This window comes from Bradyrhizobium sp. USDA 4461 (genome assembly GCF_054055655.1).
This window is the reverse complement of sequence record NZ_JBSRXM010000001.1, coordinates 1807542-1833529: the sequence shown is the minus strand read 5'-3', so window position 1 is coordinate 1833529 and position 25988 is coordinate 1807542. Positions and strand designations below refer to the sequence as shown.

The 25988-nt window shown below is 65.2% G+C and carries 24 protein-coding genes and 1 tRNA gene; 18 read left to right on the top strand and 7 right to left on the bottom strand.

Features of this window, described 5'->3' with window-relative positions:
• Positions 1-396 carry a ribonuclease P protein component gene (gene rnpA, locus ACVINW_RS08645; protein ID WP_456750899.1) on the bottom strand — a complete coding sequence of 132 codons (396 nt, stop codon included), beginning with the start codon at positions 394-396 and terminating at the stop codon, positions 1-3.
• A gap of 32 nt (positions 397-428) precedes the next feature.
• Positions 429-563 (bottom strand): 50S ribosomal protein L34, encoded by a 135-nt coding sequence (rpmH, locus tag ACVINW_RS08640; RefSeq protein ID WP_008542748.1) that lies wholly within the window; start codon positions 561-563, stop codon positions 429-431.
• A gap of 398 nt (positions 564-961) precedes the next feature.
• Here rpmH and ACVINW_RS08635 point away from each other — a divergent pair, with 398 nt between their 5' ends.
• The 5 genes from ACVINW_RS08635 to ACVINW_RS08615 all read left to right on the top strand — a co-directional run bounded on the left by ACVINW_RS08635 (position 962) and on the right by ACVINW_RS08615 (position 4449).
• Positions 962-2407, top strand: coding sequence for a sensor histidine kinase (locus tag ACVINW_RS08635; RefSeq protein WP_456750898.1), 1446 nt, complete (start codon positions 962-964; stop codon positions 2405-2407).
• 151 nt (positions 2408-2558) lie between these two features.
• Positions 2559-2635 (top strand) — tRNA-Arg (locus ACVINW_RS08630).
• 181 nt (positions 2636-2816) lie between these two features.
• Positions 2817-3074 carry a hypothetical protein gene (locus tag ACVINW_RS08625; RefSeq protein WP_456750897.1) on the top strand — a complete coding sequence of 86 codons (258 nt, stop codon included), beginning with the start codon at positions 2817-2819 and terminating at the stop codon, positions 3072-3074.
• 291 nt (positions 3075-3365) lie between these two features.
• Complete coding sequence (locus ACVINW_RS08620; RefSeq protein ID WP_456750896.1) at positions 3366-4175, top strand: sterol desaturase family protein; 810 nt, start codon at positions 3366-3368, stop codon at positions 4173-4175.
• Positions 4162-4449 carry a DUF5658 family protein gene (locus tag ACVINW_RS08615; RefSeq protein WP_456750895.1) on the top strand — a complete coding sequence of 96 codons (288 nt, stop codon included), beginning with the start codon at positions 4162-4164 and terminating at the stop codon, positions 4447-4449. The genes ACVINW_RS08620 and ACVINW_RS08615 overlap by 14 nt, the downstream gene beginning before the upstream one ends.
• 70 nt (positions 4450-4519) lie before the next feature.
• Here the strand turns inward: ACVINW_RS08615 and ACVINW_RS08610 are convergent, their stop codons facing one another.
• On the bottom strand, positions 4520-6550 hold the full coding sequence (locus ACVINW_RS08610; protein ID WP_456756343.1) for a YgiQ family radical SAM protein: 2031 nt from the start codon (positions 6548-6550) through the stop codon (positions 4520-4522).
• A 431-nt stretch (positions 6551-6981) separates the two neighbouring features.
• Here ACVINW_RS08610 and ACVINW_RS08605 point away from each other — a divergent pair, with 431 nt between their 5' ends.
• The 3 genes from ACVINW_RS08605 (at position 6982) to ACVINW_RS08595 (ending at position 9953) form a co-directional block, all read left to right on the top strand.
• Positions 6982-7362: a hypothetical protein gene (locus ACVINW_RS08605; RefSeq protein WP_456750894.1), complete on the top strand. Its 381-nt coding sequence runs from the start codon at positions 6982-6984 to the stop codon at positions 7360-7362.
• A 445-nt stretch (positions 7363-7807) separates the two neighbouring features.
• Positions 7808-8941 (top strand): GNAT family N-acetyltransferase, encoded by a 1134-nt coding sequence (locus tag ACVINW_RS08600; protein ID WP_456750893.1) that lies wholly within the window; start codon positions 7808-7810, stop codon positions 8939-8941.
• Between the two features lie 13 nt (positions 8942-8954).
• Complete coding sequence (locus ACVINW_RS08595; protein ID WP_456750892.1) at positions 8955-9953, top strand: glycosyltransferase family 2 protein; 999 nt, start codon at positions 8955-8957, stop codon at positions 9951-9953.
• Here the strand turns inward: ACVINW_RS08595 and ACVINW_RS08590 are convergent.
• Positions 9876-11210 carry a lipopolysaccharide biosynthesis protein gene (locus ACVINW_RS08590; RefSeq protein WP_456750891.1) on the bottom strand — a complete coding sequence of 445 codons (1335 nt, stop codon included), beginning with the start codon at positions 11208-11210 and terminating at the stop codon, positions 9876-9878. The genes ACVINW_RS08595 and ACVINW_RS08590 overlap by 78 nt on opposite strands.
• 4 nt (positions 11211-11214) lie before the next feature.
• On the opposite strand from ACVINW_RS08590, the gene ACVINW_RS08585 reads away from it, so the two are divergent.
• From ACVINW_RS08585 to ACVINW_RS08540, 10 genes are all read left to right on the top strand, one after another.
• Complete coding sequence (locus tag ACVINW_RS08585; protein ID WP_456750890.1) at positions 11215-11484, top strand: hypothetical protein; 270 nt, start codon at positions 11215-11217, stop codon at positions 11482-11484.
• Between the two features lie 310 nt (positions 11485-11794).
• Entirely contained in the window at positions 11795-11953 is a 159-nt protein-coding gene (locus ACVINW_RS08580; RefSeq protein ID WP_456750889.1) for a hypothetical protein, read from the top strand.
• Between the two features lie 46 nt (positions 11954-11999).
• Complete coding sequence (locus ACVINW_RS08575; protein WP_456750888.1) at positions 12000-13439, top strand: GumC family protein; 1440 nt, start codon at positions 12000-12002, stop codon at positions 13437-13439.
• Positions 13436-14761: an O-antigen ligase family protein gene (locus ACVINW_RS08570; RefSeq protein ID WP_456750887.1), complete on the top strand. Its 1326-nt coding sequence runs from the start codon at positions 13436-13438 to the stop codon at positions 14759-14761. Before ACVINW_RS08575 ends, ACVINW_RS08570 begins: the two co-directional genes overlap by 4 nt.
• Positions 14754-15569 carry a polysaccharide deacetylase family protein gene (locus tag ACVINW_RS08565; RefSeq protein WP_456750886.1) on the top strand — a complete coding sequence of 272 codons (816 nt, stop codon included), beginning with the start codon at positions 14754-14756 and terminating at the stop codon, positions 15567-15569. The genes ACVINW_RS08570 and ACVINW_RS08565 overlap by 8 nt, the downstream gene beginning before the upstream one ends.
• Positions 15566-16795 (top strand): glycosyltransferase family 4 protein, encoded by a 1230-nt coding sequence (locus tag ACVINW_RS08560; protein WP_456750885.1) that lies wholly within the window; start codon positions 15566-15568, stop codon positions 16793-16795. Before ACVINW_RS08565 ends, ACVINW_RS08560 begins: the two co-directional genes overlap by 4 nt.
• Positions 16795-18015 carry a glycosyltransferase family 4 protein gene (locus ACVINW_RS08555; protein WP_456750884.1) on the top strand — a complete coding sequence of 407 codons (1221 nt, stop codon included), beginning with the start codon at positions 16795-16797 and terminating at the stop codon, positions 18013-18015. Before ACVINW_RS08560 ends, ACVINW_RS08555 begins: the two co-directional genes overlap by 1 nt.
• Complete coding sequence (locus ACVINW_RS08550; protein WP_456750883.1) at positions 18012-18902, top strand: hypothetical protein; 891 nt, start codon at positions 18012-18014, stop codon at positions 18900-18902. Before ACVINW_RS08555 ends, ACVINW_RS08550 begins: the two co-directional genes overlap by 4 nt.
• A gap of 20 nt (positions 18903-18922) precedes the next feature.
• Positions 18923-20188: a glycoside hydrolase family 5 protein gene (locus ACVINW_RS08545; protein ID WP_456750882.1), complete on the top strand. Its 1266-nt coding sequence runs from the start codon at positions 18923-18925 to the stop codon at positions 20186-20188.
• Positions 20185-21258, top strand: a complete 1074-nt coding sequence (locus ACVINW_RS08540) for an acyltransferase family protein (protein WP_456750881.1) — start codon at positions 20185-20187, stop codon at positions 21256-21258. The genes ACVINW_RS08545 and ACVINW_RS08540 overlap by 4 nt, the downstream gene beginning before the upstream one ends.
• Before the next feature lie 12 nt (positions 21259-21270).
• Here ACVINW_RS08540 and ACVINW_RS08535 read toward each other — a convergent pair whose 3' ends face one another.
• From ACVINW_RS08535 to ACVINW_RS08525, 3 genes are read right to left on the bottom strand one after another with little or no spacing between them, the layout of a single operon-like run.
• Positions 21271-22767, bottom strand: coding sequence for a sugar ABC transporter ATP-binding protein (locus ACVINW_RS08535; RefSeq protein ID WP_456750880.1), 1497 nt, complete (start codon positions 22765-22767; stop codon positions 21271-21273).
• Positions 22764-23861: a hypothetical protein gene (locus ACVINW_RS08530; protein ID WP_456750879.1), complete on the bottom strand. Its 1098-nt coding sequence runs from the start codon at positions 23859-23861 to the stop codon at positions 22764-22766. Before ACVINW_RS08530 ends, ACVINW_RS08535 begins: the two co-directional genes overlap by 4 nt.
• On the bottom strand, positions 23858-25981 hold the full coding sequence (locus ACVINW_RS08525) for an ABC transporter permease (protein WP_456750878.1): 2124 nt from the start codon (positions 25979-25981) through the stop codon (positions 23858-23860). The genes ACVINW_RS08530 and ACVINW_RS08525 overlap by 4 nt, the downstream gene beginning before the upstream one ends.
• Positions 25982-25988 lie beyond the last annotated feature (7 nt).

Below are 25988 nucleotides of genomic sequence, written 5' to 3'. Positions count from 1 at the left end.
TTAGGGTCTCGTCATTCCATTCGGATTGGGCGCACTTTTGTTACCCGCCTTATTGGTAGCCGTTTGGGGCGCAGGCCGGTCGAGGCGGCGCAGCGCCGACCGCAGGTCGTCAATCATGGTCGCAAAGTCGCGGGTCAGCGCGTCACGGCGGCCGACTAGCACATAATCATGGTGCGGCCGCATGAATACGGCATCGACCCGTCTCATCACTTCGCGAAGCCGGCGGCGGATGCGGTTGCGCTCGGTCGCGGTGCCATTCTTCTTGGTGACGGTATAGCCGACGCGGATCGGGCCCTGATCGTCACGGCGGCGGCCCTGCAGCACAAAAGCTGCGGTATTCGCCCGTGCGCCATTGGCAACGGCGAGGAAATCCGCCCGCTGCCTCAGCCGATCCATAATGGGTATCTCCGGAGAGGAGACGTCCTGGCTCAGGCGCTCAGGCGCTTGCGGCCGCGCGCACGACGCGCAGCGAGGACCTTGCGGCCGCCGGCCGTGGCGAGACGGGCGCGGAAGCCGTGACGGCGCTTGCGCACCAGTTTGCTGGGTTGATAAGTCCGCTTCACGGGTAATTCTCCGCTGACCGGGCAATTTGCCGTTGTATTGAGATGGAGTCCGGTGATGCTGGCGGGCTCGAACGAGCCGTTGTACGGCCCCAAAGAGCCGCCCCCGGTCAAGAACCGGGCCATCGCGGACAGTTGGCGCGGCTTATAAGGGAGCGCCCAGTTTTCGTCAATGTCGCAGGGCGTCGCAAAAAGGCTTCTTCGAAACGACGCAATCGCGGCGAATATATCTGATTTCGCGGGGTATTTGTCGTTAACGGGACGCTTTTGGGCGTTCGGGGAACCGGCGACATTAGCGATCCGTAATTTGACCGGCTTGGGGGCCGGGCCGCATCTTCCGACCCCTAAGCCAAACAAGGCCTTATCTTGTGGCTCTAACTGACGATCAGGCGACCGTGCAGATGCCGCGGTCCAAGCCGTCCCTCCGGCTCGGGCTGTCGGGCAAGCTGTTGCTGCTGACGATCCCCCTGGTGATGATCGCCGGGCTCCTGATCTACGTGCCGGCGATCGCCAACTTCCGGATGAACCGGCTCAATGACCGCCTGGCCGCCGCCAACACCGCAGCGCTGGTGCTGGACGCCGCCCCCTCCGGCCTGGTGCCGGATTCCCTGGCGCGGCAGATCCTGACCAGCATCGGTGCCCGCGCGGTCGCCATCAAGCTCGGCCAGCAGCGCCGCCTGCTCGCCAGCGCCGATTTGCCGGCCTCGATCGACCATGACGTCGACATGCGGGCCATGACGGTGTGGTCGGCGATCGTCGATGCCTTCGAGATCATGCTGGAGCACGGCGACCAGACCATCCGTGTGGTCGGCCCGGCGCCGGGCCAGGCTCAGTTCATCGAGGTGGTGATCGACGAGAAGCCGCTCCGGCAGGCGATGTACCGGTTCTCGCGCAACGTGCTGGTCGTCGCGCTGTTGATTGCCGGCCTGACCGCCGGCCTGGTCTATCTGGCGCTGCATTATCTGTTCGTGCGGCCGATGCGGCGGCTGACTGCGAGCCTGATCGGCTTCCACGAGAATCCGGAGAGTTCGGCGCGAATCATCGTGCCGAGCCAGCGCGGCGATGAGATCGGCGTTGCCGAGCGTGAGCTGTCGGACATGCAGCGTGACTTGGTCTCGATGCTGCATCAGAAGAGCCGGCTCGCTGCGCTAGGCCTCGCCGTCTCCAAGATCAACCACGATCTGCGCAATCTCTTGGCGTCCTCGCAATTGCTGTCGGACCAGCTCGCCAGCGTGCCCGACCCGCGGGTGCAGCGCTTCGCGCCGAAATTGTTGCGCTCGCTGGAGCGCGCCATCGCGTTCTGCCAGTCGACATTGTCTTATGGCCGCGCGCAGGAGGCGGCACCCGACCGGCGTGTCATCATGGTCGAGCCCGCCGTTGCCGAGGTGCGGGAATCGGCCGGGCTTGCGACCGATGTCTCGATCACCTGGATCAGCGCGATCGAGCGCGGGCTGACCATCGACGCCGATCCGGACCAGCTATTCCGCGTGCTGCTCAATCTGGTACGCAACGCGGCGCAGGCGCTGGAGAGCCGGCCGGCCGACGATGGCGGGGCCCAGCAGATCCGCATCACCGGCCGCCGCGAGGGGACGGTTGCGATCATCGAGGTCTCCGATACCGGCCCCGGCGTACCGGCCAAAGCGCGCGAGCATCTATTCGAGGCGTTCCAGACTTCCGGCCGCCCCGGCGGCAGTGGGCTTGGCCTTGCGATCGCCGCCGAACTGATCCGCGCCCATGGCGGTCATATCCATCTGGTCGAGGGCACCATCGGCGCCACCTTCCGGATCTCGATCCCGGATCGCCCGGTGGAACTGCTGTCTGTCCGCAGCGAGCGGGCGCGGGCGTAAGGCCGCTCCGGCATCTCCGAGGCGGCTGAGCGTGCCGAAATTGGCGCTTCCAGAGCCTTGCCAATCGGACCGGGAGCCTGTAGCTAGAGCGCTCTTTCGCGACGTTCCGGGGCTCCCGGAGCCATCCGGGCCCAGGCCCAACCGCGAAAATGCGCCCGTAGCTCAGCTGGATAGAGCATCAGACTACGAATCTGAGGGTCGGACGTTCGAATCGTTCCGGGCGCGCCATTCGTCTTTGTTTTCATTGGATTTTTTGCGATCGCACCGGGGCGAAATTGCCTGCTGCGCTGCGGTCTGCGTTGCCGGATGGCCGCGGCCTTCAACTATTTGTGCGACGCGGCATCAGCTTTATTGCAATGCAACAAAAGAGGCCTACCTGTGCTTCTCGATTCCATTGAGGAGCCTGCAAGTGACCAAGATTTCCCTCTCCATCATCGCCGCCACCCTCGCGATCGCGAGTGCATCGGCCGCGGAGCTTCCAACCTTCGAAGCGGCGGGCCTGCCGATCTCGCCGGTGCAGGCCGGCGTGCTTGGCGCCGCCAATGCCCATGAGCAGGCGCCGGCCGCCGCGATGGCGGCGTCGCCGCATCAGCTCAACGTCCTGACGCCGCGAAACAAGATCACGACCGCGCGGGCTTCGGTCCGCACCGATCGTTCGCTGCACTGAGTGGCACAGCCGTCGTTCACGAAGGCCCGCGACGACGTCGCGGGCCTTTTATGTGCGCCCATGCAAGGTCTGCCTCCTGCTTGCCGATCCCTGCCGTTGCGCTCGGTGAATGGTTGGTCCCGCATAGGCAACCGGCCCCGAGACAATCAGCGCTGAAGGCGAGGGCCGTCCCGTAAAAGCCCCGCTTGCGCCGGCCGGAACGTTGAGAAAAAATAAGGCATTTCACCTTATAGGAAGCGGGAATGTTTTTATTCCTTTTGTGCTTCCTGTTGAACCGGCGAGTTCATTTTCATGTCGGACGAGATCGCCCACGCCGTTTTGTACGCGGCGATATTTCTGGGAGTCGTCTACACCAGCCGTATCCTGGAGAAGCGATGGCCCATTGCGGAGGTGTCCCGCGGCGAATTTCGCGATGATTGGCTCGCGGTGATCGTAAGTATCGGATTGGAGCATCTGCTCGCTCCGGTCGCAGCGATCAGCGCGGGTGCGATTGCGACCTATGCCGGGGTCGGTTGGATCAAGTTACCGACCGAAGGTTACTGGTGGTATGTCTCGCTCGCGATCGTGGTGGTCGCGCTCGATCTCTACAAATACACCTTCCATCGCCTGCAGCACGCAGTCCCGTTTCTTTGGGCGATGCACTCGTTCCATCACAGCGCGAACGGCATCACGTTCATTACCGGCGGTCGGCATTTTTGGCTCGAGAGAGTGCTCTCCGACGCATTCCTTCCAATCATGGCGATTCTGTTTCGTATCCCGCCGGACATGGCGGTCACCGTGGGATTCATCTTCTTCATTCCCGATGCGTGTGCGCATCTCAACGTCCGCATCCCGCTCGGCCGGTTCGTGACCTGGGTCAACAACCCGCAATGGCATCGGATCCATCACTCGGTCCATATCGAGCATCGTGACAAGAACTTCGCCGCTTTCTTTCCGCTCCTCGACATTCTGTTCGGTACGGCCTGGATACCGAAGCCGGACGAGTATCCCGCAACGGGTCTCGTGCCTGCCGAGCGAGTGGACATCATCAACAGCGTGATCTGGCCGATCCGGCATCTCCGGAATGTTCGGCAACGGGAGTCTCGGAATGAATTGGGTTAAAGGTCTGCTGGTGCTGTTCGTCCTGTTGCTGGGCTACGCCGACCTTGAGTCGACGAATGTGATCCTGAGCCTCGGGCTGGGCGAGCTGAACCCGTTCATGCATCTGGCCCAGACCTGGTTCGGCGTGTGGTGGCTGGTGCCCAAGCTGGGTCTGACCTTCATCGTCACCTGGCTGCTTTGGCGCAGCAACAACGTCTACAACATCGCCCTCGTCGCCATGTTCTGCTCGACGCCCGTGCTGAACAACCTCGCCATCATCGCTGGCGCGAACTGACCGAGCCAACTTGATCAGTTAGCCGTGTCGGCAGGCTCGGCCGGATTGACGTCCGGCCGCTGATGGCCTTTCACTTGCCCATCCGCAGGCCCTTGGTGGTGAAGCGCTGAGCCCGGCCGCCGTCGCGCAGCGGGCGCCGCGTGCCGGCGGCCTTGCCGGTGCCGGGCGGCTGGTGTGCGGGCACCAGCTGATCGGGGCGCGAGCCGATCAGATCGGCGCGCCCCATCTGCTTCAGCGCCTCGCGCAGCAGCGGCCAGTTGTCCGGGTCGTGATAGCGCAGGAACGCCTTGTGCAGCCGGCGTTGCCGCAGCCCCTTGATCGCCTCGACCTTGTCGGTCGCCCCGCGGCGCACGCCGCGCAGCGGATTGACGCCGGTGTGATACATCGCGGTGGCGGTCGCCATCGGCGAGGGCAGGAAGGTCTGCACCTGATCGGCGCGGTAGCGGTTCTTCTTGAGCCAGAGCGCGAGGTTCATCATGTCCTCGTCGGTCGTGCCCGGATGCGCGGCGATGAAATACGGGATCAGATAGTATTTCTTGCCGGCCTGCTCGGCCGCGGCATCGAACATCTTCTTGAAGCGATTGTAGGCGCCGATGCCCGGCTTCATCATCTTGTCGAGCGGGCCGCGCTCGGTGTGCTCGGGTGCGATCTTCAGGTAGCCGCCGACGTGATGGGTGACGAGCTCCTTGATGTATTCGGGGCTCTCCACCGCGAGGTCGTAACGCACGCCGGACGCCACCATCACCCGCTTGACGCCCTTCACCTCGCGCACCTTGCGATAAAGCCGGATCAGGTCGTCATGCGAGGTGTTGAGGTTCGGACAGATCTCGGGGAAGACGCAGGACGGCCGCCGGCATGCCGCTTCGATCTTCGGATCCTTGCACGCCATCCGGTACATGTTGGCGGTCGGCCCGCCGATGTCGGAGATCACGCCGGTGAATCCCGGCGTCTTGTCGCGGATGCGCTCGATCTCGCGCAGGATCGAGCCTTCGGAGCGGTTCTGGATGATGCGGCCTTCGTGCTCGGTAATCGAGCAGAAGGTGCAGCCGCCGAAGCAGCCGCGCATGATCGTCACCGAGAACCGGATCATCTCCCAGGCCGGGATCTTGGCGTCGTTGTAGGAGGGATGCGGCGCCCGCGCGTAGGGCAGGTCGTAGACGGCGTCCATCTCGGCCGTCGACAGCGGGATCGGCGGCGGATTGAGCCACAGATCGCGGTCGCCGTGACGCTGCACCAGCGGCCGCGCATTGCCGGGATTGCTCTCCCGATGCAGCACGCGCGAGGCACGGGCATAGGCGTCGCGGTCCTGCTCGACCTGCTCGCAGGCCGGCAGGCGGATCACGACGTTGCCCGGCTGGCGCGCTGCGCCCTCGTCGGCGGAGTCGAGATCGTCGGCATGCAGCTCGGCGTAATCCTCGGGCACGCGGCGGAACAGTGCGACGCCCCTGATTGAGTCGAGATCGCGCGGGGCTTCGCCATTGGCGAGTCGGTGCGCCACCTCGACGACGGCACGTTCGGCGTTGCCGTAGAGCAGCAGATCGGCCTTGGCGTCCGCCAGCACCGAGCGGCGCACCTTGTCGGACCAATAGTCGTAATGCGCGATGCGGCGCAGCGACGCCTCGATGCCGCCGAGCACGATCGGCACGTCCCTGAACGCTTCGCGGCAGCGCTGCGCATAGACGATGGTGCAGCGGTCCGGCCGGCGGCCGCCTTCGCCATTCGGCGTATAGGCGTCATCATGGCGCAGCCGTCGGTCCGCCGTGTAGCGGTTGACCATCGAATCCATGTTGCCGCCGGTGACGCCGAAGAACACGCGCGGCTTTCCCAGCGCCTTGAACGGTTCGGCCGATTGCCAGTCGGGCTGCGCGATAATGCCGACCCTGAAGCCCTGGGCCTCCAGCAACCGGCCGATGATCGCCATGCCGAAGCTCGGATGGTCGACATAGGCATCGCCCGTCACCAGCACGATATCGCATTGGTCCCAGCCGAGCGCGGCCATCTCGGCGCGGTTCATCGGCAGGAATGGCGCGGGCTGGTCGGGCCGCGCCTGGTGGCGCGGCCATGACGTCAGGGACGGTTCGGCGGTGGCAAGGCTGTTCATGGCAAGGCTGTTCATGGCGACCACGCATAAGACTCCGGCGTCGTGAATTCAACCAATCAGCGTGCGGCCTGACCCGGCCGCGTGTTGCGCGTCCCGAACCGGTCCGGATCTGTCCGGGGTGACGGGAATAGCGGCGAGCAGATCATACCGATATCTCAATGGCATGAAAGGTGAATGCCGGCTATCTCCCTGACCCGTTCCGCCAGCCAATCGTGGCGCAGTTGCGGCGATGCCGTGGGCCGCATCCGGACCGGGGACATGGGTAACAGGGTTCGAGGACATGGTAACACGTCGACGGCATGGAATGGCTCGGGCGGCCGCTCCGCGAGCGGGTGCAGTGAGCATGCAATCTCGGTCGCATCGGTAGAACCTGCTCGGCATGTCCGGCGACAAACAGCGGTGATCGCCATCGATGCGATCTGGGAGAGTGAATGATGTCGGACAGATCGATCCTCGCCTGCGTGGTCTGCACGGCCGTGATACTCGGTGCGCTCGGCGCATCCGTGCACGCGCAGACGCCGTCGAGTTGCAAGGAGCCGAAGACCGGCACCGATCGCGTCCCGATATTCTCGCCGCCGCTCGCCAATGTGGTGACGGGGAGTGGGCGGCTGCAATTCTACTCGGCACCGAATCTGCACTGCCCGATCAAAGGCGTGTTCGTCATTCCGAACGACGAGCTTGTCGCCTATGCGCAAACCAATGATGGCTGGTCGTCGGTGATGTACCTCAATCCACGCGGCGGCGACGACGTCTCGGGCTGGGTGAGGTCGGCGAGATTGAAAGCGACGGGAACCGTCGGTCCGAAGCAGTAGCGCGCGAACCGGGATCGCCGCGGATGGTCGCCTGCGCCAACGCAGGCTTGCGCGATTTCGAAAATGAATCGCGCCGGATCGCGCGGTCATGCGGATGTCACGGACTGGCAGCCGCTCGCGCGTTAACCTCCACAAGTTGAATTTCTTGACGGCTCGCGCTTGAAGTTGGAGGCTTGCCGCAGGACGAGCGCCTGATGGCGCTATCGGGATTTAGACTCCCGGCTTGCTTGAATGACAGTGATGACCGCCCGGGGCGCACCACATGGTGAGCCATGAGGAACAAGGTCATTGGCTTTTGAAGATCATTGATACTGGCGTCCGGCGACGCCGCTGCGATTGGACAAAGATTAAGTGGCCGACCATGCTGAACCCGGCGTCGCACACTGCTTTCCAGGCCAGCCACCCGCGTGACGCGCGCGCGCGTCCGCCAATCCAGGTGGGCTAGATGCAGGCATCCGAGCAGCAAGCGCCGGTTGATGCGCCGCCACCGCGCAAGGGGGCGGTCCGGCCGATGACCGCTGCGGATTTACCCGCGGTCGCCCGACTTTTCATGAAGATTTACAGAGGCTCAGATCGTCCGGCGGATTTGGACCTTCAGAACTATCTGAAGGTGATTACCCTGGAGGCTCCATCCTACAGCGAAGCCGCGGGCGCGCAGGTCTACGAGCAGCAGGATGGGCGCATCCCGAGCGCGATGCTCGCGGTGCCGATGCGTTTCATCGCCTGCGGCACTGTCGTGCCTGGCCGGTTGGTCTGTACACTGATGACTGACAAGGAGGCCGCCGGTGCGGCGCAGCTCGTTCTGACCTTGCGGCCGAGGCGTCCCGACATTCAATTCAGCGACACGGCGTCGCCCACCACCTTTAATCACTGGCGGGCAATTGGTGCAAAGCCGATCCCCGTCCACAATCTGGAATGGACGCGCAGCTTTCGTCCTTTAGGTGCGCTGGCCGGCCGACTTGAAGACCGGTTCTTCCGCGGCAGGAGCCTTGGTCTTGCGACGTTCGCGCGACCCATCGACACGTTGCTACTGCGCCGCTTCAGCGAAAAGAACGCAGCGGAGCCCGGCGGGGCCAAGGTCACGGACATGTCCGTCAAGGCCTTTCTTGAGCAGGCGCCGGGCCTCATCGCCCACTATGCTGTTCGACCTCTGTGGTCGGAAGAGGAGCTCGGCTGGCTCGTGTCGCTCGCGGCGCAGAACACGACACGCGGCACGTTGACGATTCGCTCGGTCGAAGATCGCGTGGGCAAATTGATTGGTTGTTTCGTCTACTACGCGGTACCGGGGCGGACAGCGCAAGTTCTCAATGTGCTGTCGGAGCGCGGCCAGGAGATCGTAGTGCTGAATGCGATGTTCCATCATCTCGAAAGCTCCGGCCACGTCGAAGCCCGCGGTCGCGCGCACCCCGCTTTGATGGCGGGACTGTCGCTGCAACGCTGGCTCGTCTTCCGGCACAAGGCCTTCGCAGTGGTGCTTACACGACTGCCCGACGCAAACGATGCCGTTGCGCGTGGCGACATCTTCGTTGGTGGCCTCGCCAGCGAAGACTGGAGCCGGTTGATGTCCGATTTCCACTGAGGCGGGTGCAGAGATGTCGGTATCGGTTATCCTCAAGGCGCTCAACGAGGAGGCGCGGATCGGTCCGGCGATCGAGAGCGTGCTGGCTGCGCTCGAGGGGATCGGCGGCGAAGTCATCGTGGCCGACGGCGGTTCGCGCGATCAGACGCTCGCCGTCGCCGGCAGATACCCCGTTCGCGTCGTGCAGCTCGAACCTGAGATTGCGCCGAGCTGCGGCATAGGTGCGCAACTCGGCTTCCAGTACAGCCGCGAGCCATTCATCTGCCTGATGGACGGCGACATGCTGCTCGATTCCGGCTTCCTACGCGAAGCGCTCGCCTGGCTCGCCGACAATCCGGATGCCGCCGGCGTGACGGGTCATGTCGTGGAGATGAACGACACCAGCCTTGAATATGTCCGGCGCGGCCGCAGGATCTCGCCCGAGAACCGGATCGGGGACATCGATCGCATGAATGGCGGCGGCCTCTATCGGCGGGCGGCCATCGAGCAGGTCGGCTATTTGTCGGACCGCAATCTGCACGGCTATGAGGAGTTCGACCTCGGCGTGCGGCTGCGCGCGCGCGGCTGGACGCTGCACCGCCTCGACCGCAGCTTCGTCCGGCATTTCGGGCACGCGATCAACGCCTATGCGCTGCTGGTGCGACGCTGGAAGTCGGGTTATCTGCGCGGCATCGGGGAACTGCTGCGAGCGGCGTTCGGCAAGCCGCAGTGGAAGCAACTGGTTCAGGAATTGCCCGAACTGAAGCTCTGGGGCGCAGTTTATCTCTGGCTCGCCGTGATGGTGGCGCTGCCGTTCCTGATCTCACCGCCCGGATTGGGGCTTGCGATCGATGTGGCCGTGATTGCCGGCGTCGTCGGATTGATGAGCCTGCGCCAGCGCAGCCTGACGCTCGGCTTCTACGCGGTCGTCGCGTGGTTGTTCCACGCCGCGGCGTTACCGCTCGGCTTCTTCCACGGCCGCAAGGCTCCGGCGGACTGGATTGACAGCCGGGTCGTCCAGGATAGTCGCTGAGTGCGCAGCAATGCTGCCGGATCCGTCTGCGTCCAGGCGGCTCCGACGCGCGAGCCGCAGCAGAACCAGCCACGCCGAGACCACGAGAGATGCTTCGATCACGTAAAGCGCGACGAAGGTGCCGATCGGAGCGGCGAACCACGTCGCAACGGCGATGAGGCCGCTGCCCGCCAGATTGGTGCTGTTCATGATCAAGGCGCGCGTGCCCTGCCGTCCTGAAGCGCCCAGCAAGTCCATCGCGACCGCCCAGGCGCCGATCAGGACAACCGTGCCGGACAGGCAGCGCACGAAGAACGGAAGATCGTGATACGCGCGGCCGAACAGAAGCGGCAACTCCGGCGCCAGCACGAACAGGATGAGGAATGTCGCAACGCCAAGGCCGAGCGCCGCGATCAAGGCGCGTTTCGCCGCCGGCAGCGCCAGGTGCAGGCCGTCGCGGCTGGCGCGCGCAAAGCGCGGATAGACCAGGCGGTTGAAAGCGTCGATCGAGAGATAGCTGCTGTCCATGATGCGCCGGGCGACGCCATAGCTGCCGACGGTCTCGATCGGCGTGAACAGGCCGATCACGAACAGGTCGACGTTGGAGCGGATCGCCCGAACCACGAACTGGGAGCTGAACAGGGCGCCGGAGCGCAATTCTTCGCGTATGATCTTGAACCGCGGCCGGCCGAGCGGCCGCAGCCACATCAGTCCGACCAGCGCATAGAGCAGGTGCCCGCAGAATTGCCACACGGCCCATTCCGCCAGGCTCGATGCGTGGAACCCGATGCAGGCAAGCGCGGCCGTGGCAGTGCGCGCGATCGCAAATCCGACCACCGAGCGATTTGCCGAGCGAACCTGGCCGAGGCCAAGAAACACGGTCTCGACGAGAAGAATCACGCGGACCAGCACGACGTTAGCGAGGAACAGCAGGGCGATGCTCGAGACGGCGATCGACGGGCCGGAGCCCATGCGCGTCCAGGCCGCCATCGCCGCGACGCCGCCGAGCACGAGCACTGCGCCGGTTGTTCCAATCAGGAGAAAGTTGTGGCCGAGCAGGTCCGGATAGCTCGCGGGCTCGCGCGCAACCCTGCGCAGCAGGCAGTCGGAGGCGCCGAGGCCGCAGATCTGCGCGGCAATCGCGGTCACCGCCGTGATCTGCACGAACAGGCCGAACTCCGCCGGTCCGAGCGCGCGCGCCAGGATCGCAAACGTCACGAGCTGTGCAAGGCTCGCCGCCGCCAGCGATCCGCTCGACAGCAGATAGCTGACGATCATCGGCGTGGCGGTCGAGAATGTCCGGCTAACGGCATTGATGTGCAGCAATGATCCACGGCCTCTGTTGGCGGTCGATCCCCACGATGCACTCTATCAGGCTCGCATACGCGGCGTATCGCGCGCGGCACGCTGTTCGCGAATTGACGTTAACGTCGGCGCGACGGTGCAATCGGCCGTCGTCATCGGCACGCTGATGATGCATCCTTTGTTCGTGAATGCGGTGACGTCCGCAGTGCATCGATGTCTGAAGCGCTTCGACTCCGAGCGCAGATGATTGAATGGTCGTTGCATGGACATGACGTCGACCGACGTGTTGCCGGCGTCATTTCTCGCACGCGCCGCTGGCATAAATCATACGGTCGCCGATTCAATTAAAGGTTGATATTGCCTCACCCATAAGTTCGACGTTCGGCATCAGCTTTTATGGATCTATAATCATGCATGTATTTATCTGCAGAATCGATAGTAAGGTTAACGCTAACACCTAACTCTAAAAACTACTCAAGGTTGTCTGCTCTTTCGAGAGGAGGATAGTGGCCCCAGCCGAGCGAAATCACTGCTTGGGACAGGACATGGAGGTCGTCATGAACGACTTGGCCCCGATCGCCGCTCTGAACGCCAAGGGACTCATCGGCGTGCCGGTGTCGCGTCGCGACACGATCGACGGACCCGGCTCCGCACCGATCGCGCCGAACAACGACAGCATGGCTTCGGATGCCGACGTCCCGTCCAGCAGCAACTAGGCCGAACTTATCCGGCCAGCATGCCCTCCCAGGGAAGTCGACTGACATGTACACAGCAACCGACAATTCAAGGTCACGGCGAAGCGACGCCGCCTATGTCACCGTGAGCGGAGCGGCATCTGCGCCTGCGGCCCTGATCAGCCCGATACAGATCGCGGTCTGGCTGCTGCAAGGCTGGCGGTGGATTCTGGTTGCCGCGCTCGTCGGCGCGATCGCCGCTGTCGGCGCGACGCAACTCGTGACGCCCCGCTTCACCGCGATCACCGATCTCACGATCTCGCCGTCCAACCTGGTGGTGACCCCGAACGATCTCTACGTGACGAACATCCAGAGCGACAGCCAGATCCTGGATGTCGAGAGCAAGATGCGGACGATTACGTCAGGCAACGTCCTGCGCCGCGTCATCGACAAGCTCGGTCTCAGGAACGATCCGGAATTCTCCGACAAGTGGCGCCTGTTCGATCTCAGCTGGCTGTTCGATCGCCGGGCGCCAGACGCCGCCGAACGCAACGATCTGATGGCGGCGCTGGCCAAGCGCATCAACGTGACGCGACAGGAGCGCTCCTATGTCGTGACGATGTCGGTCTGGGCCAGTGAGCCGGCGATGTCGGCGCGGCTTGCAAATTCAATTGCCCAGACGTTCCGCGAGGAGGTCGTTCGCGCCGACGCGGAGCGCGCCGGACGCGCGGCGCAAGGGCTGACGGCAAGGCTGGGCGAGCTCAAGGCCGCGGCGACTGAGGCGGAAGACCGCACCGAGGCGTTCCGCCGTGCCAATGGCTTGCAGCAGGGGCCGTCCGGGCAGCCGCTGAGCTCGGAAGCGATGGAGCGCATGAACGGCAAGCTGACCGATGCCAAGGCGCGCCTCGCCGAGGCGGAGGCCCGCTACAACGAGCTGTCGCGCGCCGTGTCGCTCTATGGCGTGCAAGCCGGCGCGGTCCAGTCCCAGACCCTGTCGGGATTGCTGGCCGACGAGGCGGCGCTGCGCCGGCAGATCGCGACCCTCACGCAGACACTGGGTCCGCGCCATCCGGCGATGCTGAACGCGGTGGCCGAATCGGATGCCCTCACGAAGGCGATCAAGTCCGAGACCGAGCGGCTGCGCCGTGCCGCGCGTTTCGAGGTCGATCAGGCCAAGGTGGCACTCGACACGCTGAACGAGGAAACGCGTACCCTGCGCGGCAATGTGTCGATCGATGACCAGGCCCAGGTCAAGCTGCGCGAGCTCGAGCGCGAGGCAAGCGCCAAGACCGCACTCTACCAGACCTTCCTGACGCGCTCCGGCGAGGCCGCCGAGCGCCAGCAGATCGACGCCACCGACGTACGCGTGATCTCGCCGGCCGTCGCACCGTTCCGCCCGACCTGGCCGCCGCGTCCGATCATCGCCGCCGCTGCCGGAGCGGCGCTGGGCCTGCTGCTGTGCGCGGCCGCGCTCGCCGGCTTCGGCTATCTCGGTGCGCTTCGTCTCGCCAGGAGCAGGGCGACATGATGCGATCGGGCGAGACGCGCGAGGGCGGAACGATCTGCGTGCTCGGGCCGCCGCTGTTCGTGGCAACGCTGCTGTTCTATCTGATCACGCTGACGCCGTTCATCGACCTGTCCGCGGCCGATGCAGGCGATCCCGCCGCCGACAGGTCGAGCACGATCAACCAGATCGTCTTTCTCGGCCTGACCGCAAGCCTTTGGCTGATCGCCATCAGCTCGCCGGCGCGTCATCTCGCGGTGCGTCCGCGCGGCCTCCTGATCGCGACGCTGCTGTGGTTCGCGTTCGTCTCGGCGATGTCGGCGCATCCCGACCTCGCGGTGAAGCGCGTCGTACTGGCGACGCTCACGATCGTCAATGCCGGCATCTTCCTGCTGCTGCCGCGATCGGAGCGGCAGTTCGCCGGCATGCTGTCGATGTGCTGCATCGGCACGCTGGCGCTGGCCTATATCGGCGTCGCGTTGTGGCCGCAGCTAGCGATCCACCAGGCGAGCGAGGTGCGCGAGCCGATGAATGCCGGGATGTGGCGGGGTCATTTCGCACACAAGAACGTCGCGGCGGCGGCGATGGTGATCATCAGCTTCGCCGGGCTCTATCTCTACGGCACCGGCCGGCGCATCGTCGGCGCGGCGATCACGCTGCTTGCGGTCTTGTTCCTCAGTCACACCGGCGGCAAGTCGTCGACCGCGGCGCTGCCCGGCATCCTCGTGATCGCTTGGATCTTCGAGCGCTGGCGGGCGATCCGGATTCCGATGGTGTTTCTCGGGATCGCGGCCTTCAACGTCATCACGATCGGCTGCTCGATCTCGCCTGAGATGCGCGAGCTGGTCGCAAGCCTCGGGATCGATCCGACCTTCACCCACCGCATCGACATCTGGCGGCTTGGCGCCTCCGCGGTCGCGCAAGCGCCGCTCACCGGCTATGGCTTCCAGCTGTTCTGGCAGACCGACGAGATGGTCTACAAGGCCGGCGGCGGCGCCAGCTGGGCGGTCGCTGCCTTCAACGCGCACAACGCCTATCTCGATGCCGCGATCACGACCGGCATTCCCGGCCTGATCCTCACGGTCGCTTTGCTGGTCTGGCTGCCGCTCCGCGACGTGTCGCGCGCGGAGGCGCACGGCAACGATCCCGCGCTGACCCGTCTGTTCACCCGGATCTGGCTCTACGGCGTGTTCACCGCCTGCGTCGAAAGCATGTTCTTCCAATCCGGCAGTCTTGCCTGGTTCATGGTGATCGTCTCGATCTTCGGCCTTCGCCTGCAGGCGAGCGCTCATGAGATTCGCGAGCAGGACGCCGTGATGCATGTCGGGGAGACCGCCCATGCATAGTCCCGCCGTCGCACCCTGCGCGCCGGAGGCTGCATCCCGCCGGCCAGGGACGATCGACCGGCTCGCCGGACGTCTGACCAACGGCTTGATCCGGGCAACGCCGTGGCAGGTCATCCAGGTCCCGACGCGCAAGCCGATCGTCTCCTTCACGTTCGACGACGTGCCGGATTCCGCGCTCCGCGTCGGTGCTGCGGTCCTGGAGGCGCGCGGCGTACGCGGCACCTTCTACATCTCCGGCGGCCTCCAGGGGCGCGTCGAGCCGGACCGCACCCTGATCGATGCGGCCGGTTGCAGGGAGCTCACCGCGCGCGGTCACGAGATCGGCTGCCATACCTACGGCCATCGGGACATCAGGCACGTCGATCGCGCTGAGTTCGTCGCGGACCTCGCGGACAACGCACGCTATCTCGACACGGTCGACCCGCGCCCGGGTCGGCGCAATTTCGCCTATCCCTACAACAGCGGCTGCCTCGGCAAGCGGCCGATCCTGGCGCATGCATACCGGAGCTGCCGCGCCGGCGGCGAAGCGATCAACCGCGGGCCGACCGACCCGACCTTTCTGAAGGCCGTCGAGATCCGCCAGCCCGAGACGCATGTGGCGGGATTGACGCACTGGATCGACGCGCTGGTCGCCAAACCGGGCTGGCTGATCTTCTTCACGCACGACATTGCGCCGATGCCGACGCCCTATGGCTGTACGCCGGCGGGCTTCGAACGGCTGGTCGCGCATGCGATCGAGCGCGGCTGCTGCGTGCTCACCGTCGATGCTGCGCTCAACCGCATGGGACTCCGGGAGGATGGGCGATGACGACCGAGCGGCGGCTGCTGGCGATCAACAATTACTTCTATCGGCGCGGCGGCGCCGAGAGCGTATTCCTCGACCAGATCGACCTGTTCGCCGCGGCCGGCTGGGATGTCGTGCCCTTTGCGATGGAGCATCCCGACAATCTGCCGAGCCCGTGGTCCGACTATTTCGTCTCCGAGATCGAGTATGGCCGGATCAACGGACCGCTCACCAAAGCCAGGCAGGCGGCCAAGATCATCTTCTCGCTGGAGGCGCGCCGCAAGATCCGCGCCCTGATCGGCCGCGTGCGGCCGTCGGTGGCGCACGCCCACAATGTGTACCATCACATTTCACCCTCGATCTTCGACGTGCTCAAGGCCGAGGGCGTGCCTGTCGTGATGACGGCACACGACCTGAAGCTCGCCTGTCCCGCCTACAAGATGCTGAGCCAGGGCGAAGTCTGCGAGCGTTGCCGCGGCGGACGGATCCATAACCTGCTGCTGCGTCGCTGCGTCAAGGATTCGGCCGTGGTGAGCGGGCTGGTCTTCCTCGAGACGCTGGTTCATCGCAGCTTCGGCCTTTACCGCGACACGCTCGACTGCCTCGTCGCGCCGAGCCGCTTCTACCGCGACAAGCTGATCGAGTGGGGGTGGGACGCGAGCCGCATCGCATACATCCCGAATTTCGTCGACGCCGAGCAGTTCACGCCCTGGTGCCACGAGGGCAATTACTTCGTCTATGCGGGACGGCTCGCGCCGGAGAAGGGACTGGCCACGCTGGTGCGCGCCGCCGCACTCGCGCATCAGCGGCTGATCCTGGTCGGCAGCGGCCCCGAAGAACCGGCCTTGCGCCAGCTCGCGTTCGAGCTCGACTCCGACGTCGTGTTTGCCGGCCATATGGCCAAGTCGGAGTTGAAGCAGCTGATCGGAGAATCGCGTGCATTGGTGCTCGCCTCCGAATGGTACGAGAACGCGCCGATCAGCATCCTTGAAGCCTATGCGCTCGGACGCCCGGTGATCGGGACGCGGATCGGCGGCATTCCGGAGCTTATCGTTCACAACAAGACCGGCGCGCTGGTGGAGCCGGGCAATGTCGGCATGCTGGCCGAAGCGTTGGCCGCCATGGCGAAGCTGCCCCGAACCGCAAGGAACAGGCTGGGGGCCGCAGGTCGCGACTGGGTGCTGCGCGACTTCTCACCCGACAAGTACCGCGACCGCACGACGGAGCTCTATGGGACGGTGGTGCACTGATGTACACGTTGATACCAACCGGAGGAGCGCAGCGTCCGCCGAGAAAGGTGATCTTCCTCGGTCTGCGCGGCATTCCCGAGATTCAGGGCGGGGTCGAAACCCATGTCGCCGCGCTCGCGGTGCGAATCGCCCAGCGCGGCTGGCAGGTCGAAGTGCTCGGACGCAAGCCCTACCTTCCGTCGCCTGAGCCTTACGTCTGGAAGAACGTGACCGTGACGCCGGTCTGGGCGCCGCGTTCGAAGAATGTCGAGGCGCTGCTGCATACCACGCTCGGACTGTTCGCCGCAGCCCGGCGCAATCCGGACCTCGTTCATATCCATGCGATCGGGCCCGCGCTGCTGACGCCGCTTGCCCGCCTGCTCGGCCTTCGCATCGTGGTGACGCATCACGGCTTCGACTACGAACGCCAGAAATGGGGACGGGTGGCGAAGGCGGTGCTGCGCAGCGGCGAATGGATGGGAATGAAGTTCGCGCATGCCCGGATCGGCGTGGCGAAAGGCATCGTCGATCAGGTCCGCGCCCGGTTCGCTGTCGGGGCGACCTTCATCCCGAACGGCGTCGAGAGCAACCTGCCGAAGCTCGGGACCTCCTATCTCGACCATATCGAGGTGATCCCGAATCGCTACATCCTGTGCGTCGGCCGAATTGTCGAGGAGAAGCGGCAACTCGATCTGATCGACGCGTTCGCGCGCCTCGGCGATCCCGACAGGAAATTGATCATCGTCGGCACGGCCGATCACAACGGCAGCTATCTGCACGCGGTCGAGAAGGCGGCGGCTGCGACGCCGGGCGTGGTGATGACCGGCTTCCAGTCCGGCGAGAGCCTTGCGCAGCTCTATCGGCACGCCGCGCTGTTCGTGCTTCCGTCGAGCCATGAAGGCATGCCGATGGTGCTGCTCGAGGCGCTGAGCCACGGGGTGCCGTGTCTGGCGAGCGACATCGATGCCAATCTCGCGCTCGAGCTCGGGCCGGACAGTTACTTTCCGCTCGGCAGGATCGAGGCGCTGACCGAAGCGATCCGGCTGAAGCTCGTTGCACCCGACAGCGCGCCGGAACGGGCTACGCGCGCGGCGCGGGCGCTCGACTGCTTCGGCTGGGATCCGATCGTCGACCGGACCGTCGAGGTCTATGAGAGCGCGTTGGTCGCCGTGACGCCGCGCAATGCACATCACGGCAGTGCCGATCTCAAGAACCACCTCGGATTTGGAGGCCGACAGTGACGCCTGCTCTTCGCAAGCTCGAGATGACGGTGCTGGGGCTCGGCTTCCTCGGCCTTGCCTGGAGCAAGGACAAGCTGCGCGGCTATGCCACGCCGAACACGGTGTCGAAATTCGATGTCGAGGGCCAGATCGCCTATCTGCTCGACATCTTCGGCTCGCTTCGCCGCTTCATGCCGCCGGATTTCGATCTGCGCGGACGTGATGTGCTGGAGCTCAGCCCCGGCGCGTCGCGCGGCAACGGCGTGCTGTTCCTCGCTCTCGGCGCCCGATCCTATCATGCCATCGACGTGTTCAATCTCGCCGGCGACGAGGATCCTGTGTTCTACGAGGTGCTGCTTGATCGCTTCACCGAAGGCACCGCGGCGGATCGTCAGCGGGCACGCACCATCGCGTCGACGTCCGGCTCCCGCGATTTCGGCTATGCCGTCGGGCGGGACTTCGACATTCCGCGCCTCGCCGAGGGACGCAGCTTCGATTTGATCGTGAGCTGCGCGGCGTTCGAGCACTATGACAGCGTTCCGGATGCCGTTGCCGGGCTCACACAGGTGGCCCGGCCCGGCTGCGAGGCGATCCACATCATCGATCTCCAGACGCATTCGCGCTGGATTCGCGAGCACGACCCCAACAATATCTATCGCTATCCCGAGACGCTCTACCGGCTGTTCCGCTTTCCCGGGCAGCCGAACCGGCTGCGCCCCGCCGACTATATCGCCGCGTTCGGCGCCGAAGCCTGGAACGACGTCCGGTTCGTGCCGTCGCGGACCATCGATCCTGCGCTCCGCGATATCTCGCTCGACGGTCTTGCCGCGCCCTTTGCCGGCCAGGAGGACATGATCGTGCTCGATGGCGCCTTGACGGCGCGCCATCCCGGCTGGTTTGGCGGTTGAGCGCGATCGGGAGAAGTGCCGTGGCCAGCCGCCGTTCCATTCTCCGCAGCATCGCCGGCGCAGCGATGCTCCTCCCGTTCGGAATGCGGCGCGCTGCGTCCGATCCCGTCAGCCACATCCCCACCTTTCGTCGCGGCATCGCCGTGTCGCATGCGTTCGGATGGGCCGACGTGCAGGCCGACGGCTCCTATGTGGACCCGCCGTTCACGGCGTCGCGGTTTCAGTTCGGCGCGGAGCAGCGGCAAGCGATCCGAGCTGCGGGGTTCGACTTCGTGCGTCTTGTCATCGATGTCGGTCCCTTCCTGGCGTCTGACGGCGCGAGGCGCGATCGGCTGGACAATCTTGTCATCGCGACGGTCCGTGACCTGCTCGCCGCCGATCTCGGCGTGATCGTCGATCTGCATCCGAGCGCGATGAGTCCGGCCTATCGGCCCGCCGAGCTGACGGCAGGCGTCAACACGCCGAAATTTCAGGCCGTGCTCGCATTGCTGACGCGCCTCGCCGGACGTCTGAGCGAGCTCATTGCGGAGCCGGGCAATGCCACTCCGCCGCGGATCGCGCTCGAGCTGATGAACGAGCCGGAGATTCCGGCGGCAGCATGGCAGCCGATGCTGGAGGCCGCTTACGCCGCCGCGCGCCGCGGCTCAGTGACGCTGCCGCTCGTGATCGGCGGCGGCTCGATGAACGCTCCCGGTGCGCTGGCGCAGATCGACATGCGCCGGTTCGCCGGCGATCGGCGCCTGATCTACACCTATCACGACTATTCGCCGTGGCAGTTCACCCATCAGGGTTTGCTCGGCAGTCCTGCCTATGCGCTGGATGCGATCGTCTATCCGGCCCCCACGTCGGCCGACGCGATGATCCGGGCGACCGATGCGCGGGTGATGGCGCTCGGCCTCAGCGGCCAACAACTGGACCTTGCGCGGCAAGCCAGGCGGACGCTCACGAGTTATGTCAATTCCGGCTTCAACCGATCGGCGCTGGAACGGACGTTTCAGCAGGTCACGGCCTGGCGCAAGGCGAATGATCTGCCGGCGCAGGCGATCCTGCTGGGCGAGTTCGGCGTGCGCAAGACGCCTTATCAACACACTGACGCGGGCGAGGTCGCCCGCGCGCGCTGGCTGCGCGACATGCGTGAGCTCGCCGAGACATATGGCTTTGCCTGGTCGTGCTGGACCTATCTGGCGGTCGGCGGCTTCGCGCTGGCCGAGCACGAGACCGGCCCTGGCTTCGACGCAGCGACCCGCGGCGCACTCGGGCTCCGACCTGCGGGAGCACCGCAATGAAACCGCAGCGCTATGCCAACATCGACGGCTTGCGTGCGATCGCAGCGCTCGGCGTCATGGTCGAGCACATGTTCGGCGATCTGCTCAGGCTGACGCCGCATGCCGCCGGGCCGATGAATGCGGCGGGCGATCTGCTGGTTCAGAATGTCAGCCTGGGCCGGTTCGGGGTGGCGCTGTTCTTCCTGATCAGCGGTTTCGTGGTGCCGTTCAGCATCGGCGGCGAACGGCCGCTGTTTCAGTTCGCCGTTTCGCGGGCGTTCCGGCTCTATCCCGCGCTGTGGCTTGCGCTCGCGGTGCTTGCGACCATGGCGTGGCTTGCCGGCGAGCCGCCGCGCGCGGTGACCGTGCTTGCCAACATGACGATGGCGCCGGCGTTGTTCGGGCAGCCCTGGCTGTCGCCGATCTACTGGACCCTGTTCATCGAGCTGGTGTTCTATATCTTGATCGCGCTGCTGTTCGCGGCCGGCACGCTGCGGCGTGTCGGGGTGCTGTCGCTCCTGAGCCTTGCACTCGTCGCCGCGACGGCGCTGCCGGTTCAGTTGCGGACGCATGGCATGGCCAATCTGCCGGTGCAGTATCTCGGCATGCACCTCTCATTCCTGTTCCTCGGCCTGCTGTTGCGGCTCTGGCTGGTCGAGCGGGTGCCGGGCGCGCGGATTGCCGCGCTGGCGCTGGTCCTTGCGCAAATCGTCGCGGTGCCGTCGGTTGCAGCGTTCTCGCTGGCGCGCGGCGACAATTTCATCATGGAGGGCTTGAGGCCCGTCCTTGTCGCCTATGCGCTCGCCTTCGTGATGTTCCTTGCCGCCGCCAGGTTCGATCGGCCGCGCTCGCTGCTGCTGTCGCGGATCGGGCTGATCAGCTATTCGATGTATCTGTTCCACTGGCCGGTGAATGTCACGGTCTACCGGTTCCTGCCGTTGACCGGACAGATCGGCGACATCGCCACGATGCTGGTCTGCACCGGCCTCACTCTGCTGGTGTCCTGGATGGTCTACCGGCTGGTGGAGCGCCCGATGATCATGTTCGGGCGCGCCATCGTCTTGCGGCACGGCGTGGCGAGCCGGCCGTGACGCGTTGCGGCATCAGTGGATCGCCGCGTACATGATCTTCTCCTCGGTGGCTTCGAGCGCGGAGAATTCCTCGACCACCTTGCCTTGGCGCGAGACCAGGATGCGGTCTGACAGCGCCATGATCTCGGGCAGATAGGATGAGATCACCACCACTGCCTTGCCCTCGTCGGCGAGCTGGTTGATCAGCTCGTGGATCTCAACGATGGCGCCGACGTCGACGCCGCGGGTCGGCTCGTCGAAGATGATCAGCTCGGGCTCCTGCACCAGCGACTTGGCGATCACCACCTTCTGCTGGTTGCCGCCCGACAGCTCGACCACCTTGGCCTCGTCGCCGATGGCGCGGACCTTCAGCCGCTGGGTCCAGGTCTTGCCGACCGTGTTGGTCTCGCGTCGCGACAGCAGCATCCGGCCGCCCGGAAATTTCGAGAGCAGGCCGAGATAGATGTTGCGGGCGATCGAGGCGGTCTCGAAGAAGCCCTCGACCTTGCGATCCTCGGTGACATAGGCGATGCCGGCCTTGACCGCCGGCGCCGGCACCCGGTAGCGCACCGGCTTGTCATGCAGCAGGATCTCGCCGCCGTGGAAGAAGTCGCGCTTCAGGACGCCGGACACGATCTTGAAGGTCTCGGTACGGCCCGCGCCGACCAGGCCGAACACGCCGGTTATCTGGCCGGCAAATACCGACAGCGAATTGTTCTTCACCATCGGCGCCATCTTGAGATTCTGCACCGTCAGCACGCGCGCCCCGGCCGAGCGGACGCTGGTCTTACGCGCGCCATACAGCGTGTTGGACAAATCGCGGCCGACCATCGCCTGCACGATCGCGGCGCGGTCGAATTTCGCCGCATCATCGGTGATGACGTGCTTGCCGTCGCGCAGCACGGTGATCCGGTCCGCCAGCAGCAAGGCCTCTTCCAGCGCATGCGAGATGAAGACGATCGAGACGCCGCGCTTCTTGAGGTCGCGGACCAAATCGAAGAAATACTTCTTCTCTTCCGGCGTCAGCGACGCGGTCGGCTCGTCGAAGATGATGACCTTGGCCTTGTGCAGGACGGCGCGCGCGATCTCCACCATCTGCTTCTTGGCCGCGCCGAGCCCGCTCACGGTCGCGGTCGGCGTCACGTCGAAATTGAGCGATTGGAGGAATTGCTGGGCAGCGATGTAGATGCCGCGCAGCCGGTTGTAGAACTTCTCCTGCCCGAGAAACAGGTTCTGCGCCACGGTCATCGTCGGCACCAGGCTGTTCTCCTGAAACACCATGGCGATGCCGAGATTGCGCGCCTCGAGCGGCGTGCGCGGCGCGACCGCTGCGCCGTCGACCGTCATGTCGCCGGAGGTCAGCGTCACGACGCCGGCCATGACCTTGGTCAGCGTCGACTTGCCGGCGCCGTTCTCGCCGACCAGCGCGTGGATTTCGCCGCGGCGAAGGTCGAAATCGACGCCCTCGATCGCGGGGACGCCGGCATAGAGCTTGGTGGCCTTGCGCAGCGAAAGCACGGTGTCGCTCATGAGCCTGTCTCCTCGGCAAGCCCGGCGAGGGGTAGTTTCAGCACGCGGCCCGGTCCCTTGGCGATCAGCACGAGGTCGCCGCCCAGTTCGAGCGCGGCGACGACGCCGTGATTGACGCCGTCGACCCGGCTGTGCAGCGAATAGAGCGGCTTGCCGTCCTCGCCCAGCCGGATGACGAGGCCGTAGGAGCGTGGCGGCGCCCATGGCTTGATGACGCCCATCGTCTTGATGTGCGCGCCCTGCATCGGCTCCTTGAACGAAAAGCCCGAGCGCAGCCGCGGCGCCACCCAATAGGCCGGGTCGATCTCGGCCATCATGCGGCGCCTGTAGGCGGGCTCGCGCAGCACGAATTCGATCAGCTGGGTGCGTGCGGTGAACGCGGTGAGCCAGTAGCCGCCGCCTGTGGCCTTCGAGAGCCGCGATGGATAGACGGGCAGGTGGCCGAGCACGATCTGCGGCGCCTTGCGGTCCGCGACGAGCACGAGACGATGCCGCCAGCTCTCGCTGACCAGCACGCCATCGTCGCGGGCGCAGGCGCCGAAGGCGTAGCCGAGTTTTGAGGCCAGCAGTCTCACCGATCTCGTCTTGGGATCGAGCCGGAACACGCGGCCGCTGCGGTTGAGCTCCATCAGGTCGCGCGCCCAATCGTCGACGCCGCAGGTCGCCGAACCGTCGGTCGCGATCAGAGTACCGTCGCCCGCCGGCGCCAGCGCGTTGATCGCATGGAAGGCGGCGTCGCTGAACGTCACGCTCGGCTCGCTCGCCGAAGGATTGGCATAAAGGTGTACCTCGCGGCCGCCAAGCGCGACGGCGATGCCGCCGTCAGCGAGCGCGCACAGCGCCGAGATCGGCAGCGCGAAGCTGCGGAACTCGGTCGCCGCGCTACCGTCGAGGCGCAGCAGACGCCGGCCGTCGGCAACGTAGAGGTTGCGGCCGTCGGTTGCGAGGTCTTCCGGCGCCTCGCATTCCAGCAACGTGGTCGCGGACTCCAGTTTCTGATTGGGCTTGAGTGCGCCGTCGAACGACGGCACGGTGATGGTGGCCTCGCCGCGGCCGAGAAAGCGGTTAGCGAATTCCCTGACGGCCGCGATCACGACAGCCTCCCCCAGCGCTTGTCATACTGCACGAAGTTCGGATCGGCATTCTCGAGCTTGTAGCGGCCGATCCGGTTGTTCATGATGCCGCCGAGATAGAGGTAGCCGCGATGCTCGCGCATCGAGGTGATCATCGGATGGTTCTCGCCGCGCAGGTCCCAGAACGATTCGAGGATCTTGCCCTGCTCGTTGAACTTGACGACGCAGCCGGTGTTGATGTTCGGGAATAGCCATTCGTCGACCGGGACGCGCTTGGCCATGCGGCGGCGGAAGCCCGGCATCTTCCAGGCGAGGTCGAGCGAAGGGCTGCGCATGCCGACCAGCGCCAGCCAGTAATTGCCGTCGGAGGCGAGATTGATGTTGTCGGGATAGCCCGGCAGATTGTCCATCACCACTTCCACCCGGCCCTTTTTCGGTCCGGCGAACCACAGCCGCTTGATCGAGCAGCCGAAGGTTTCCGCGAACAGGATCGATTGGCCGTCGCTGGCGACGCAGATGCCGTTGGGGAATTTGAGGCCGCGCAGCGCGGTATGCGTGGCGCCGGTCTTGGTGTCGTAACAGATGATGCGGCCGTTGCCGCGGGCCTCGAGACCGTCGATCGGCCATTCGTCCATCTCGTAGCGCACGGTCGCTTCCGAGAAGAAGATCAGGCCGTCGTCGGTGATGTCGAGGTCGTCGGCGAGCCGCAGGCGGCTATCGTCGTTGACCGAATGCATGCTGCGGTTGGTCTCGTCGGTCGCCTTCTCCACGGCGCCGTCGGGCGTGATGCGGTAGAGGCCCATGCCGCCGATGCAGACATAGAGATTGTCCTGCCGGTCGAACGCCATACCGAGCGGCTGGCCGCCGATATGGGCGAACACCTCCATCCGTTGATAGTCGGGCGCGAAGAAGCGCATGATGTCGCCATGGCGCGAGCCGGCGTAGAGATTGTTGTTGCGATCGAGGATCACGTCCTCCGGCGCCTCGATACGGCCGAGCCCGATCAGTTCGACGTCGCGCAGCTTGTCGTTCTGCTCGAACGGTCCGCCCTGGCCGATCTCGGTGGCCGGTGGCGGCGGTAGCGCATGATAGGTCGGTGCGACATAGACCTTGCTGATGATGCGGGTGCGGTTCTTCTGCCAGCGGATGTCGACCATCGCGGCGACCAGCAGGATGCCGGCGAGCGCCATGCGGTTGATGCCGCCGCGCGCATTGAGCGTGGTCAGGCCGTTGGTGATCAGGAGCACGATCAGCACGCCGACCAGCGATTTGGCGACCGAGCCCTTGCCGCCGCCGAGCGTGATGCCGCCGAGCACGGTTGCCGTCAGCACGATCACCTCGAGACCGACGCCGATGTCGCCGCCGACGGTACCGAGCCGTGCGGCAAAGAACAGTGCGGCGATGCTGGTCAGCGCGCCGCTTGCGACGTAGCAGAGCGCGATGGTGCGGCGGACCGGAATGCCGGAATTGTAAGCCGAGCGGCGCGAGCCGCCGATCGCCGTGATGTGCCAGCCAGGCCGCAGCCGGGTCATGAAGATATGGCCGAAGATCGCGATCGCGATATAGACCAGCGCAACGCTCGGAATCCCGAACACGTCGCCGCCGCCGATGAAATTCCAAGACGGGATATCGGGAAAGGCCGCGGCGATCGCGTTGGAGTAGCGCTGGATCAGAAGATCGAATGCCGACCGGTAGATGATCAACGTGATCAGCGTGGTGATGAAGGCGCGCAGCCGCAAGTAGCCGATCAGGACGCCGTTGACGGCGCCGAGCAGCGCGCCGCAGGCCAGGGTCGCCACCACCACCGCGGGCACCGGCCAGTTCAGCACGTCGAGCAGATAGAGTGCGCAGAAATCCGTCAGCGCGAAGATCGAGCCGACCGACAGGTCGATGCCGCCGACGATGACCACCAGCGCCATGCCGAGCCCGATGAAGCCGATCTCGCCGGCTTGGCGGGCGGTGTCGGCAAGGCTTGCCGGCGACAGGAAGTGATCGATGGAGCGGCTCAGCGCGAAGCCGACGATCAACAGCAGGATCACCGGGATTGCGGTCTCGGTCCAACGCTTCGACAGGATCTCGCCGAGGAGATGGTCCGGCCAGTAGCGGTAACGCAGGCTCGTCAAGGTGTCGCGCATCGGCATTCCAGCA

Coding starts and splice junctions, on each gene's coding strand:
- ACVINW_RS08565 (WP_456750886.1), top strand. CDS start 14,754: ATGCATAGTCCCGCCGTCGCACCCTGCGCGCCGGAGGCTGCATCCCGC.
- ACVINW_RS08580 (WP_456750889.1), top strand. CDS start 11,795: ATGAACGACTTGGCCCCGATCGCCGCTCTGAACGCCAAGGGACTCATC.
- ACVINW_RS08595 (WP_456750892.1), top strand. CDS start 8,955: ATGTCGGTATCGGTTATCCTCAAGGCGCTCAACGAGGAGGCGCGGATC.
- ACVINW_RS08605 (WP_456750894.1), top strand. CDS start 6,982: ATGATGTCGGACAGATCGATCCTCGCCTGCGTGGTCTGCACGGCCGTG.
- ACVINW_RS08615 (WP_456750895.1), top strand. CDS start 4,162: ATGAATTGGGTTAAAGGTCTGCTGGTGCTGTTCGTCCTGTTGCTGGGC.
- ACVINW_RS08570 (WP_456750887.1), top strand. CDS start 13,436: ATGATGCGATCGGGCGAGACGCGCGAGGGCGGAACGATCTGCGTGCTC.
- ACVINW_RS08555 (WP_456750884.1), top strand. CDS start 16,795: ATGTACACGTTGATACCAACCGGAGGAGCGCAGCGTCCGCCGAGAAAG.
- ACVINW_RS08525 (WP_456750878.1), bottom strand. CDS start 25,981: ATGCCGATGCGCGACACCTTGACGAGCCTGCGTTACCGCTACTGGCCG.
- ACVINW_RS08560 (WP_456750885.1), top strand. CDS start 15,566: ATGACGACCGAGCGGCGGCTGCTGGCGATCAACAATTACTTCTATCGG.
- ACVINW_RS08620 (WP_456750896.1), top strand. CDS start 3,366: ATGTCGGACGAGATCGCCCACGCCGTTTTGTACGCGGCGATATTTCTG.
- ACVINW_RS08590 (WP_456750891.1), bottom strand. CDS start 11,210: ATGATCGTCAGCTATCTGCTGTCGAGCGGATCGCTGGCGGCGGCGAGC.
- ACVINW_RS08575 (WP_456750888.1), top strand. CDS start 12,000: ATGTACACAGCAACCGACAATTCAAGGTCACGGCGAAGCGACGCCGCC.
- ACVINW_RS08610 (WP_456756343.1), bottom strand. CDS start 6,550: ATGAACAGCCTTGCCACCGCCGAACCGTCCCTGACGTCATGGCCGCGC.
- rnpA (WP_456750899.1), bottom strand. CDS start 396: ATGGATCGGCTGAGGCAGCGGGCGGATTTCCTCGCCGTTGCCAATGGC.
- ACVINW_RS08540 (WP_456750881.1), top strand. CDS start 20,185: ATGAAACCGCAGCGCTATGCCAACATCGACGGCTTGCGTGCGATCGCA.
- ACVINW_RS08535 (WP_456750880.1), bottom strand. CDS start 22,767: ATGAGCGACACCGTGCTTTCGCTGCGCAAGGCCACCAAGCTCTATGCC.
- ACVINW_RS08600 (WP_456750893.1), top strand. CDS start 7,808: ATGCAGGCATCCGAGCAGCAAGCGCCGGTTGATGCGCCGCCACCGCGC.
- ACVINW_RS08635 (WP_456750898.1), top strand. CDS start 962: ATGCCGCGGTCCAAGCCGTCCCTCCGGCTCGGGCTGTCGGGCAAGCTG.